Source organism: Microbacterium festucae (genome assembly GCF_025421715.1).
GTDB lineage: Bacteria > Actinomycetota > Actinomycetes > Actinomycetales > Microbacteriaceae > Microbacterium > Microbacterium festucae.
Map to the genome: position 1 here is coordinate 391803 of NZ_JAOEFC010000002.1, position 12603 is coordinate 404405.

General features: G+C 72.7%; 10 protein-coding genes. All 10 read right to left on the reverse strand.

Annotated features, from left to right (window positions below; translation table 11 throughout):
* Positions 1-8 precede the first annotated feature (8 nt).
* The gene (locus N3K63_RS07980) at positions 9-1964 is read right to left on the reverse strand and encodes a primosomal protein N' family DNA-binding protein (RefSeq protein ID WP_261579626.1); all 1956 of its coding nucleotides are present in this window, start codon (positions 1962-1964) and stop codon (positions 9-11) included.
* Positions 1965-1980: 16 nt separating this feature from the next.
* On the reverse strand, positions 1981-3174 hold the full coding sequence (gene metK, locus N3K63_RS07985; RefSeq protein ID WP_261579627.1) for a methionine adenosyltransferase: 1194 nt from the start codon (positions 3172-3174) through the stop codon (positions 1981-1983).
* Positions 3175-3293: 119 nt separating this feature from the next.
* The gene (gene rpoZ, locus N3K63_RS07990) at positions 3294-3548 is read right to left on the reverse strand and encodes a DNA-directed RNA polymerase subunit omega (RefSeq protein WP_261579628.1); all 255 of its coding nucleotides are present in this window, start codon (positions 3546-3548) and stop codon (positions 3294-3296) included.
* A gap of 80 nt (positions 3549-3628) precedes the next feature.
* Entirely contained in the window at positions 3629-4525 is an 897-nt protein-coding gene (gene gmk / locus N3K63_RS07995) for a guanylate kinase (RefSeq protein ID WP_261579629.1), read from the reverse strand.
* Positions 4518-5357 (reverse strand): orotidine-5'-phosphate decarboxylase, encoded by an 840-nt coding sequence (gene pyrF / locus N3K63_RS08000; RefSeq protein WP_261579630.1) that lies wholly within the window; start codon positions 5355-5357, stop codon positions 4518-4520. The genes gmk and pyrF overlap by 8 nt, the downstream gene beginning before the upstream one ends.
* Before the next feature lie 34 nt (positions 5358-5391).
* Positions 5392-8682: a carbamoyl-phosphate synthase large subunit gene (gene carB, locus N3K63_RS08005; RefSeq protein ID WP_261579631.1), complete on the reverse strand. Its 3291-nt coding sequence runs from the start codon at positions 8680-8682 to the stop codon at positions 5392-5394.
* Complete coding sequence (gene carA / locus N3K63_RS08010) at positions 8682-9833, reverse strand: glutamine-hydrolyzing carbamoyl-phosphate synthase small subunit (protein WP_261579632.1); 1152 nt, start codon at positions 9831-9833, stop codon at positions 8682-8684. The genes carB and carA overlap by 1 nt, the downstream gene beginning before the upstream one ends.
* A complete protein-coding gene (locus N3K63_RS08015; RefSeq protein WP_261579633.1) occupies positions 9830-10339 on the reverse strand; it encodes a PH-like domain-containing protein in 510 nt (169 codons plus the stop codon). Before N3K63_RS08015 ends, carA begins: the two co-directional genes overlap by 4 nt.
* Positions 10336-11637, reverse strand: a complete 1302-nt coding sequence (locus N3K63_RS08020) for a dihydroorotase (protein ID WP_261579634.1) — start codon at positions 11635-11637, stop codon at positions 10336-10338. The genes N3K63_RS08015 and N3K63_RS08020 overlap by 4 nt, the downstream gene beginning before the upstream one ends.
* On the reverse strand, positions 11634-12599 hold the full coding sequence (locus N3K63_RS08025) for an aspartate carbamoyltransferase catalytic subunit (protein ID WP_261580071.1): 966 nt from the start codon (positions 12597-12599) through the stop codon (positions 11634-11636). Before N3K63_RS08025 ends, N3K63_RS08020 begins: the two co-directional genes overlap by 4 nt.
* Positions 12600-12603: the final 4 nt, after the last annotated feature.

The window sequence follows — 12603 nt, forward strand, 5'->3', positions numbered from 1 at the left end:
GGGGCTCCTCACAGGTCGAGCTCGGGCACGTCGAGCCGGACTCTCAGCGTAGTGCGCGGGGCGGCGCGGTCTTTGCGTGCCCGCCGGCCCCGCAGGGCCTCGGCGACCACGCTCGCCCGCAGCGTCTCGGCGACCGTGCGCCCCGCGCCGTAGTCGAACCGCACGAGCGCGCGCACGAGACCCTCGTCGGCGGGCACGGGGCCGAGGACGGCGGTGACCGGCAGCTGCGGAAGTGCGGCGCGCAGGTCGCCGAGGGCCGTGGCCACCGCGCCGGTGGTGCCCTCGACGCTGGCCACGCGCACGGTGGGCGGCATCGCCAGTGGTGAGCGCTCGGCGAGCTCGGACCGCGCATAGGCGGGCTGGGTCCAGCTGGCGAGCGCCCGCGACAGCGGCCCCTCCACCCCCACCAGGTGCACCGGCGCGCCGGGCGCGGCCAGGGCGGCGGCGTTGGACCACCACCGTAGGCACGACTCGCCGATGCGCAGCTGCTCGGCCAGCAGCATCCGGTCGCCGTCGAGCAGCAGCACTGCGCGGTAGCCGCCCTCGGCGATCGGCTCGGCGCCGCGCGTGGCGATGACCAGCGCCGGGCGGGCGTCGACGGTGGTGACGGCATGCTCGCCGTCGGAGACGATGACGCGGGTGTTCGGGAAGGCGCGGCCGAGTTCGTCGGCGGTGCGCTCACTGCCCGACGACACCATCCGCAGCCGTGCGCCGTTGCACGATGCGCAGCGCCATGCCGGCACGGTGCGTCCGCACCAGGAGCACTCGGGCACCGCGCCCGGCCGGCGGGCGCGCAGCGGCCCCGCGCACTGCGGACAGCGGGCGGGTGTGCGGCAGTCGGCGCAGGTGAGCACGGGCGCGTAGCCGGGCCGGGCGACCTGGACGAGCACCGGGCCCTGCGCGAGGGCGTCGCGCGCAGCGGCGAAGGCGGCCGAGGGCACGCGCATGCCGGGGCCGTCACGGTCGGCGGTGAGCACGACCCGCGGGCTCTCGCGACGGACGGCGGTGACCTCGCGCACCCAGCCCAGCTGCACGAGGCGCTCGACGTCGGTGGTGCGCGTGTGGCCGGCGAACAGGAGCGCCGACCCCTCGAGCTCTTGGCGCACGAGGGCGGCATCGCGCGCGTGCACCCCCGGCGACAGGGGCTCGGCCAGCAGCGGGTCGCCGTCGTCCCACACCACCACCGCGCCCACGTCGTGGGCGGGCGCGTAGACCGTGGACCGGTTGCCGACCACCACGCACGGGACGGCGGTGCGCAGGCGCAGGTAGGTGCCGTAGCGCTCGGGGCCGGAGCGGCGTGCGTCGTCGCGCACGACCGCGTCGACGGGCAGGTGCACCTCGAGCACGGCGAGCAGCTGAGCCTGGTCGCGGTGGTCGGGGACGACCAGCACGGTGCTGCGGCCGGCGGCGAGAGTCGTCACCGCGATGGCGGCCAGAAGTTCGGCCCAGGCCCCTACCGGCAGATCGGCCGCGGGCCGCGGCGGCGCGTCGAGGGCGAGGCGCTCCCCCGCCGCGACGGCCTCTGCCAAGCCGGGGTACCGCGCCAGGGTCTCGGTGGCCCACTCGTGCGCTGCCGGGGAGACCTCGGGGGTGGCCGGCTCGTCGGCGGCGAGCCAGGCCTTCTCGGCGCGCACCATGCGCTTGGGGATCGCGAGGCGGAGGATGTCGGATGCCGAACCGGCGGCGCGGTCGGCGCACCGGCGCGCGAGCGTGTAGAGCGAGGGCGGGAGGGCGGCGACCGCGGAGACGACGGCGTCGACCTCGGACAGCGGACGCGGCGGCTCGGTGATCTCGTCGACCTCCACCGCCCAGCCCTCCACCACCCGGCCCGCCGTGCGCAGCGGCACCTTCACGCGCACACCGGCCACCACCTCACCGGCGAGGGAGGCGGGGATGGCGTAGTCGAAGAGCCGGTCGAGCTGCGGCAGGGGCGAGTCGATCAGCACCCGTGCGACGGCGACCACGACGCGCCCGGCCGGATCAGAGGCCGGCGGCGCGACGGAGGTCGTCGACGCGGTCGGTGCGCTCCCACGTGAAGTCGGCGAGCTCGCGGCCGAAGTGCCCGTAGGCGGCCGTCTGCGCGTAGATCGGGCGCAGGAGGTCGAGGTCGTCGATGATGGCCTGCGGACGCAGGTCGAACACGTCGCGGATGGCTGCGGTGATCGCCTCGTCGGACACGTGCCCGGTGCCGAAGGTCTCGACGTACAGCCCCACCGGCGCGGCGCGGCCGATCGCGTAGGCCACCTGCACCTCGAGGCGGTCGGCGAGGCCGGCCGCGACGGCGTTCTTGGCGACCCAGCGCATCGCGTAGGCGGCCGAGCGGTCGACCTTGGACGGGTCTTTGCCGCTGAACGCGCCGCCGCCGTGCCGGGCGGCGCCACCGTAGGTGTCGATGATGATCTTGCGGCCGGTGAGCCCGGCGTCACCCTTGGGCCCGCCGGTGACGAACGGGCCGGCGGGGTTGATGACGTAGCGCACGCCCGAGGTGTCGAGCCCCGTGGTCGCCAGGATCGGGTCGATGACCTCGGCCTGCACGGCCGCGCGCAGCGCGGGCAGCGAGATGTCGGGGTTGTGCTGGGTGGACAGCACCACGGTGTCGACGGTGCGCGGGACGGCGCCGTCGTAGCCGAGGGTGACCTGGGTCTTGCCGTCGGGGCGAAGGAACGGCAGCGCGCCCGAGCGACGCGCCTCGGTGAGGCGCTCGGCGAGGCGGTGCGCCGTCCACACGGCCATCGGCATGAGCTGCGGGGTCTCGGTGGTGGCGTAGCCGAACATGATGCCCTGGTCGCCCGCGCCGAGCGCGTCGATGGGGTCGGTCGAGTCGCCCTCGCGGTGCTCGATGGCGGTGTCGACGCCGGCGGCGATGTCGCCGGACTGCTCGCCGATCGACACGGTCACGCCGCACGAGTCGCCGTCAAAGCCGGTCTCGCTGGAGGTGTAGCCGATGCGGTTGACCACGCGGCGGACGATGCCGGGAATGTCGACGTAGCCGTCGGTGCGCACCTCGCCGGCCACGTGCACGAGCCCCGTGGTGACCAGCGTCTCCACCGCGACGCGGCTGTGCGGGTCGACCTGGAGGAGGGCGTCGAGGATGGAGTCGGAGATCTGGTCGCAGATCTTGTCGGGGTGACCCTCTGTCACGGACTCGGACGTGAACAGACGCAGCGAACTCATCGATACTCCAGACGGGGGCGGGCGGGGCTTGACACCATCATGCCCGCGTCCCCCGACATCGTCGGGATCGCGGGCATGTCGACGCCATCGGGCGTCACGGTGAGGTTCAGGTCAGGACGTCACTCGACGTGACGCAGGCGCAGCTTGTCCTCGTGGATCTCGTGCAGCGCGATCGTCAGCGGCTTGTCCTCGACGGTGGAGTCCACCAGCGGGCCCACGTTGTCGAAGAGGTTGCCCTCGTGGAGGTCGGAGTAGTAGTCGTTGATCTGACGCGCGCGCTTGGATGCGTAGATGACGAGCTGGTACTTCGAGTCGACCTTCTCGAGGAGCGAGTCGATCGGCGGGTCGATGATGCCCTGGTCGCGAGTGGCCATGCGGGACCTCCTGAGTGGGATGGCGGGGATGAAGCGGGAAAGTCGGAGCGCGGATCGAGCCGCGGCATCCGATCAGTCTATCAGCGAGCGAGCGAGGCGACCTCGGCGGCGGCGCGCGTCACGTCGTCGTTGACGACGTGGTGGTCGAACTCGCCCTGCGAGGCCAGTTCGACCTTCGCCGTCTTGAGGCGCCGGGCGCGCTCCTCCTCGCCCTCGGTGCCCCGGCCGACCAGCCGCTGCACCAGCTCGTCCCAGCTGGGCGGCAGGAGGAACACGAGGGTGGCGTCGGGGGCGGCGGCGCGCACCTGACGCGCGCCCTGCAGGTCGATCTCGAGCAGCACGGTGCGCCCCTGCGCGAGGGCCGCGTCGATGGGCGCCTTCGGGGTGCCGTAGCGGAAGCGGTTGTGCACGGTGGCGTGCTCGAGCAGCTCGCCGGCCTCGATCATGCGGTCGAACTCGGCGTCGTCGACGAAGTAGTAGTGCTCGCCGTCGACCTCGCCGGGGCGGGGCGTGCGCGTGGTGGCCGACACCGACAGCAGGATCTCGGGGTGGTGGGCGGCGATCGCCGCGGCGACCGTGCCCTTGCCGACGGCCGTGGGGCCGGCCAGCACCACGAGGCGGCTGCGGCCCTCGCGGGGTGTGGGCTCGGGCCAGCGGCCGTCGAGGAACCGGCGCAGCGCCGCGCGCTGCCGGGCGCCGAGCCCGCCGACGCGCTTGACGGGCGAGATCTCGAGGTCGGCCAGGATGCGGTCGCGCTTGCCCTCGCCGATGGCGGGGAGGGCGGTGAGGAAGTCGGTGATGCGCATCGTGCCGGCCGCCGAGGCGGGATCGGCGATGGCGCGGCGCAGCAGCTCCTGCGGGGTGATGACGCGGGTGGCGACGTCGCGCTTCAGGGCGGCGCGTTCGCGTCGCACCGCGACGGCGCGACGAGAGGCCGCGGCGCGGTCGACCTCGGGCGGGGTGCGGGAATCAGCCATGGGATCTCCCACGGTACAGCGCCGCGCGCTTCTCGATCCGCGCGGCCACGCCCTCGGGTCCCGCCGAAAGGATGCTGCGGCTCTCGCTGGCCAGCACCCCGTCGGCGAACGGGCCGAACACGCGTGCCAGGTCGCCCGGCTCGGCGCCCTGTGCGCCGAACCCGGGGGCCAGCAGCGGCAGCGTGCGCGCGAACGGTGCGACCAGTCCGCGGGCGGCCAGATCGACCGTCGCGCCGACCACCAGACCCAGCGACGACCAGGCGCCGTCGGCGGCCTGCGCGTCGAAGGCGGCCACCTCGGCGGCCACCGCCGCCGCCACCGGCACCTCCCCCATGCGCGCCGACTGCAGGGCGGCGGCCTCGGGATTGCTCGTGGCGGCCAGCACGAAGGCGCCCTTGTCGTGGCGGAGGGCGAAGCGCAGCGTCGAGGCGAGCGCGCCCACGCCCAGGTAGGGGCTCACGGTGAGCGCGTCGGCCTCCAGCGGCGAGCCGGGCGTCAGCCACGCCGCGGCGTAGGCGTCCATCGTGGTGCCGATGTCGCCGCGCTTGGCGTCGGCGACGACCAGCAGCCCCGCCGCGCGGGCGGCGGCCAGCACGTCTTCGAGGGCGGCGAAACCGGCCGAGCCGTACCGTTCGAAGAACGACACCTGCGGCTTGACGACACCCACCCGTTCGGCGGCGGCCTCGACGACCCGCAGGCCGAACTCGCGCGCACCCGCCGCCGTGGCATCCAGCCCCCACTCGGCCAGCAGCGCCTCGTGCGGGTCGATGCCCACGCACAGCGGGCCGCGTGCGGCCACCGCCTGCTGCAGGCGTGATCCGAACGCGGTCATCGCTTCTCGCTCCCCTTCGTCACGTGGCGCGCGCTCACCGTCCGGCGGCGGCGCGGTCGGCGGCGTACTCCTGCAGGCTCTTCACCTCGAAGCCCTCCCGCAGCACCGGCAGGGCCGACACGGCGGCGCCCAGCACCGCCATCGTGGTGAACAGCGCCTTGTCGGCGGCCACGGCCGCGGCGCGGATCTCGTAGCCGTCGGCGCGGGCGATGCCACCCGAGGGGGTGTTCACGACGATGTCGATCTCGCCGGCGTTGATGAGGTCGACGACGTTGGTCTCCCCCGATTCCTGCGTGGCCGAGTACTTGTTGACGACGTCGACCCGGATGCCGTTGCGGGCGAGGATCTCGGCGGTGCCCTCGGTGGCCGTGAGGCGGAAGCCGAGCTCCTGCAGGCGGTGGGCCGGGAGGATGACGGCGCGCTTGTCGTCGTCGGCGACCGAGAGGAAGACGGTGCCCGAGGTGGGCATGCCGCCGTAGGCCGCGGCCTGGCTCTTGGCGAAGGCGGTCGGGAAGTCGCGGTCCATGCCCATGACCTCGCCGGTGGAGCGCATCTCGGGGCCGAGCACCGAGTCGACGGTGTGCCCGTCGGCGGTGCGGAACCGCTTGAACGGCAGCACGGCCTCCTTGACGGCGACGGGGGCGTCCAGCGGCACCCGCGAGCCGTCGTTCTCGGGCAGGAGCCCCTCGGCCTTCAGCTCGGCGATGGTGGCGCCGGCCATGATGCGCGAGGCCGCCTTGGCCAGCGGGATGCCGAGGGCCTTCGACACGAACGGCACGGTGCGGCTGGCGCGGGGGTTCGCCTCGATGACGTAGAGCACGCCCGCCGAGACGGCGAACTGCACGTTCAGCAGACCCCGCACGCCCACACCCTCGGCGATGGCGAGGGTGGCGGTGCGCACCCGGTCGATCTCGGTGCGGCCGAGCGAGACCGGCGGCAGCGTGCACGACGAGTCGCCCGAGTGGATGCCGGCCTCTTCGAGGTGCTCCATGACACCGCCGATGTAGAGCTCGTGGCCGTCGTAGAGCGCGTCGACGTCGAGCTCGATCGCGTCGTCGAGGAAGCGGTCGACCAGCAGCGGCTTGCCCTCTTCGATGACGACCTCGCCGGCGGTGCGCACGAAGTAGTCGCGCAGGCTCTCGGTGTCGTAGACGATCTCCATGCCGCGGCCGCCGAGCACGAAGCTCGGGCGCACCAGCACGGGGTAGCCGATCTCCTCGGCGATCACGATCGCGCCCGCCTCGTCGACGGCGGTGCCGTGACGCGGGGCGATGAGACCGGCGCGGTCGAGCAGCTGCGAGAACAGCTCGCGCTCCTCGGCGATGTCGATGGCGGCGGGGCTCGTGCCGAGGATCGTGTAGCCGGCGTCCTCGATGCCCTTGGCCAGGCCCAGCGGGGTCTGCCCGCCCAGCTGGCAGACGACACCGTGGATGGTGCCCGACTGCGACTCGGCGTGCAGCACCTCCAGCACGTCCTCGAGGGTGAGCGGCTCGAAGTAGAGCCGGTCGCTGGTGTCGTAGTCGGTGGACACCGTCTCGGGGTTGCAGTTGACCATGATCGTCTCGAACCCGGCATCCGACAGCGCGAACGACGCGTGCACGCACGAGTAGTCGAACTCGACGCCCTGGCCGATGCGGTTCGGGCCCGAGCCGATGATGACGACCTTGCGGCGCTCCGACGGGGTGACCTCGGTCTCGGCGTCGTACGACGAGTAGTGGTACGGGGTGAGGGCGGGGAACTCGCCCGCGCAGGTGTCGACCGTCTTGTAGACCGGGCGCACCCCCAGGCCCCAGCGCAGGCCCCGGATCTCGGCCTCGGTGCCGCCGCGCAGCTGCGCGAGCTGGGCGTCGCTGAAGCCGTGCTCCTTGGCCAGGCGCAGGGTCGCGGCGTCGAGCTCGGGAGCGGCGGCGATGAACGCGGCCACCTCGTTGATGAGCACCATCTGGTCGATGAACCAGGGGTCGATCTTGGTCGCCTCGAACGCCTGCTCGGGGGTGGCGCCCTTGCGCAGAGCCTGCTGCAGCACGACGATGCGGCCGTCGGTGGGGATCTGCGAGACCTCGAGCAGCTCGTCGACCGAGCGCTCTTCGGGGCCCCAGTGGAAGCTGGAGCCGCGCTTCTCGAGGGAGCGCAGCGCCTTCTGCAGCGCCGTCGTGTAGTTGCGCCCGATGGCCATCGCCTCGCCGACCGACTTCATGGTGGTCGTCAGCGTCGCATCCGCGTTGGGGAACTTCTCGAAGTTGAAGCGCGGCACCTTCACCACGACGTAGTCCAGCGTCGGCTCGAAGCTGGCGGGCGTGGCCTGGGTGATGTCGTTGGGCACCTCGTCGAGGCGGTAGCCGATGGCGAGCTTGGCGGCGAGCTTGGCGATCGGGAAGCCGGTGGCCTTCGAGGCGAGCGCCGACGAGCGCGAGACTCGCGGGTTCATCTCGATGACGATGATGCGCCCGGATGCCGGGTCGACGGCGAACTGGATGTTGCAGCCGCCGGTGTCCACGCCCACGGCGCGGATGATGTCGATGCCGATGTCGCGCAGCTTCTGGTATTCGCGGTCGGTGAGGGTCAGCGCGGGGGCGACGGTGATGGAGTCGCCGGTGTGCACGCCGACCGGGTCGACGTTCTCGATGGAGCAGACGACGACCGTGTTGTCGGACGTGTCGCGCATGAGCTCGAGCTCGTACTCCTTCCATCCGAGGATCGACTCCTCCAGGAGCACCTCGGTGGTCGGCGAGTCGCGCAGGCCCGCCCCGCCGATGCGGCGGAGGTCGTCTTCGTCGTAGGCGAAGCCCGAGCCGAGGCCGCCCATTGTGAAGGAGGGGCGCACCACCAGCGGGTAGCCCAGCTGCGCGGCGCCGGCGAGCAGGTCGTCCATCGTGTGGGCGATGACGCTGCGGGCGACGTCGGCGCCGGCGTCGAGCACCAGCTGCTTGAAGATCTGGCGGTCCTCGCCCTTGCGGATGGCGTCGACCTTCGCGCCGATGAGCTCGACGTCGTACTTCTCGAGGATGCCGCGGTCGTGCAGCGCCATGGCGGCGTTGAGCGCGGTCTGGCCGCCCAGGGTGGGCAGGATCGCGTCGGGCTTCTCCTTGGCGATGATCGTCTCGATCACCTCGGGGGTGATCGGCTCGATGTAGGTTGCGTCGGCGAAGTCCGGGTCGGTCATGATCGTCGCCGGGTTGGAGTTGACGAGGATGACGCGCACGCCCTCCTCGCGCAGCACGCGGCACGCCTGGGTGCCGGAGTAGTCGAACTCGCACGCCTGACCGATGACGATCGGGCCGGAGCCGATGACGAGGACGCTGTTGATGTCGTCGCGCTTGGGCATTACTTGCTGGCCTCCAGGGTGGCGACGACCAGGTCGCGGAATCGGTCGAAGAGGTAGTTGGCGTCGTGCGGGCCGGCGGCGGCCTCGGGGTGGTACTGCACGCTGAAGGCGGGGATGTCGAGGGCGCGCAGGCCCTCCACGACGTTGTCGTTGAGGCCCACGTGGCTCACCTCGACGCGGCCGTAGCCGTTCGGGCTGTCGACGGCGCCCTCCAGGGGCGCGTCGACGGCGAAGCCGTGGTTGTGCGCGGTGATCTCGACGCGGCCGGTCTGCTTGTCGAGCACCGGCTGGTTGATGCCGCGGTGGCCGAAGGGCAGCTTGTAGGTGCCGAAGCCCAGCGCGCGGCCCAGCAGCTGGTTGCCGAAGCAGATGCCGAAGAACGGCAGCTTCTGGTCGAGCACGGCGCGCAGCAGTTCGACGTGGTCGTCGGAGGCGGCGGGGTCGCCGGGGCCGTTGGAGTAGAAGACGGCCACGGGGTCGATCGCGCGGATGTCGTCGATGGTGACCGACTGCGGCAGCACGTGCACGTCGAACCCGCGGGCGGCGAGGTTGTCGACGGTGGCCTGCTTGACGCCGAGGTCGAGCACGGCGAGGTTGCCGATGCGCTCGGCGGTGGCGGGGGTGACCTCGGCGGCCGACACGGAGACCTGCGCCGAGAGGTTCTGGCCGGCCATGAGCGGGGCCTCCCGCACGATGCGCAGCTGCTCCTCGGCATCCAGGTCGGCGGCCTCGCCCGAGAAGATGCCGCCGCGCATCGATCCGGCCGAGCGCAGCACGCGGGTGACGGCGCGGGTGTCGATGCCGGAGATGCCGACGATGCCGTCGCGCTCGAGGGCGTCGTCGAGCGACTCCTCGGAGCGCCAGTTCGACACCACCCGCGAGGGGTCGCGCACGATGTAGCCGGCCACCCAGATGCGTCGCGACTCGACGTCTTCGCTGTTCATGCCGGTGTTGCCGATGTGCGGCGCGGTCTGCAGCACGATCTGGCCGGCGTAGGACGGGTCGGTGAGGGTCTCCTGGTAGCCGGTCATGCCGGTGGAGAAGACGACCTCGCCGAGGGTCGTGCCGCGGGCGCCGTAGGCGCGGCCGGGGTGGCGGGTGCCGTCTTCGAGGACGAGCACGGCGGGGTCGAGGGACAGGGTGAAGGTCATGCGTCGGTTCCCGTCGGGGTCGGAGCGGGCAGGATCTCGGCGATGGCGGCCACGAGGGCGCCGGTGGAGATGTCCTGCGGTCGGAGGTAGGTGTCGACGACGGTGTCGCCGATGCGCCAGACCAGGCGCGCGAGGCCGTCCTTCTCCACGACCCGGTCGATCGCGACGGTGGCGCGGTCGACGGCGAGGAGGTCGGAGGCGGGGACGAACATGCGCGGCTGGCCGGTGAGGTCGAGCGCCATGCCGCGGTCGGTGAGCACCACGTCGGCCTTCGAGCGGAACCCGAGGCCGCGGATGGCGAGCCGCTCGAGCGGCTCGTCGTGGCGGGTGGTGGCGACGTAGAGCACGCTGTGCACCGACAGCTCCGCGGCGCCGGCGGGCGCTTCGCCCACGGGGGCGACGAGGCCGCCGTCGCGGCGCGTGCGGCGGCGCCAGGCCAGCAGCCCGAGGGCCACCAGCACCACGGCCACGCCCGCCATCACCAGCAGTGCACCCTCGCGGGTCATGCGTGCACCTCGTCGACGACGTCGCCCTCGGCGACGGTCACGCGGCCGCGGAAGAGCGTCCAGCGCACCTCGCCGGGCAGCTCCCGGCCGAGGTAGGGCGAGTTCACGCTGCGGCCGCGCAGGTCGGCGACCGAGAACGACCGGGTGGGTGCCGGGTCGTAGAGGGTCAGCGACGCGGGGCGTCCGACCGTCAGCGGCGTGCCGGCGTCGTCGAGGCGGCCGATGCGGGCCGGGGCGGCCGACATGACCCGGGCCACGTCGTCCCAGCCGAGCAGTCCGGTGTCGACCATCGCCTGCTGCACGACGCGCAGCGCCGACTCCAGGCCGACCATGCCGTTGGCGGCGGCCTGCCACTCGCACGACTTCGCCTCGGCGGGGTGCGGGGCGTGGTCGGTGGCGACGATGTCGATCGTGCCGTCGGCGAGCCCCTCGCGCACCGCCTGCACGTCCTCGTCGCGGCGCAGCGGCGGGTTGACCTTGAAGCGGGCGTCGTAGCCGCGCACCAGCTCTTCGCTCAGCAGCAGGTGGTGCGGGGTGACCTCCGCGGTGACGTTGACGCCGCGGCGCTTGGCCCAGCGGATGATGTCGACCGACCCGGCGGTGGAAAGGTGGCACACGTGCAGGCGCGAGCCGACGTGCTCGGCCAGCAGCACGTCGCGGGCGATGATCGACTCCTCCGCGACGGCGGGCCAGCCGGCCAGTCCGAGCTCGGCCGAGACGGTGCCCTCGTTCATCTGGGCGCCCTCGGTGAGGCGCGGGTCCTGCGCGTGCTGGGCCACGACACCGTCGAAGGCCTTCACGTACTCCAGCGCCCGGCGCATGATGAGCGGGTCGAAGACGCAGAACCCGTCGTCGCTGAACACCCGCACGCGCGCCCGTGACGAGGCCATCGCGCCCAGCTCGGCCAGGCGCTCGCCCTTCTGCCCGACGGTGACGGCGCCGATGGGCTGCACGTGCACGAACCCCGCGGCCTCGCCGAGCGCGAGCTCCTGCTCGACGACCCCGGCGGTGTCGGCCACCGGCGAGGTGTTGGGCATGGCGAACACGGTGGTGTAGCCGCCGGCGGCGGCGGCGCGCGATCCGGTGAGGATCGTCTCGGATGCCTCGTAGCCGGGCTCGCGCAGGTGCGTGTGCAGGTCGACGAGGCCGGGCAGGGCGAGGAGGCCGTCGGCGTCGACGACGCGGGCGCCGGCCCGCGAGAGGCCGCTGCCGGTCTCGACGATGACGCCGTCCTCGACGATCAGGTCGGTCGCCTGGCCGCCGGCGATCTGCGCGCCGCGGATGAGGGTCGTGCTCACCGGTGGTCCTCCTCGTTCGTGTCGCGCTCCCCCGCCAGCAGCAGGTACAGCGCCGCCATGCGCACCGAGACACCGTTGGCGACCTGCTCCAGCACGGTCGAACGCGGTGAGTCGGCGGCGTCGGCAGAGATCTCCAGCCCCCGGTTCATGGGGCCGGGGTGCATCACAATGCTATCGGCCGGCAGCGCGGCCAGCCGCGCGGCATCCAGCCCCCAGCGGCGGGAATACTCCCGCTCAGTGGGGAAATACGCCGCGTTCATGCGCTCCAGCTGGATGCGCAGCATCATGAGCGCATCCGGACCGGCCGCCACGGCCTCGTCGAGGTCGTAGACGATGTGGGCCGGCCATGCGCTGACATCCTGCGGCACGAGGGTGGGCGGGGCGACGAGGGTGACGTCGGCGCCGAGGGTGTGCAGCAGCCACACGTTGGAGCGCGCGACCCGCGAGTGCAGCACGTCGCCGACGATGGTGACCGCCATGCCGCTGAGGTCGCGGCCGCGGCTGTCGTCGCCGAAGCGGCGCTTGCGCATCGTGAACGCGTCCAGCAGTGCCTGGGTCGGATGCTCGTGCGTGCCGTCGCCGGCGTTGACCACGCCCGCGGTGATCCAGCCGCTGGTGGCGAGGGTCTGCGGGGCGCCGGACGCGCCGTGGCGGATGACGACGGCATCCGCGCCCATCGCCTGCAGGGTCTGGGCGGTGTCTTGGAGAGACTCCCCCTTGCTCACCGACGAGCCCTTCGCGGAGAAGTTGATGACGTCGGCCGAGAGGCGCTTGGCGGCGGCCTCGAACGAGATGCGGGTGCGGGTGGAGTCTTCGAAGAACAGGTTGACGACGGTCTTGCCGCGCAGCGTCGGCAGCTTCTTCACCTCGCGCGACTGCGTGTCGCGCATGTCTTCGGCGACGTCGAGGATGCGGAGGGCGTCGGCGCGGGTGAGCGTCTTGGTGTCGAGCAGATGCCGCATGCCG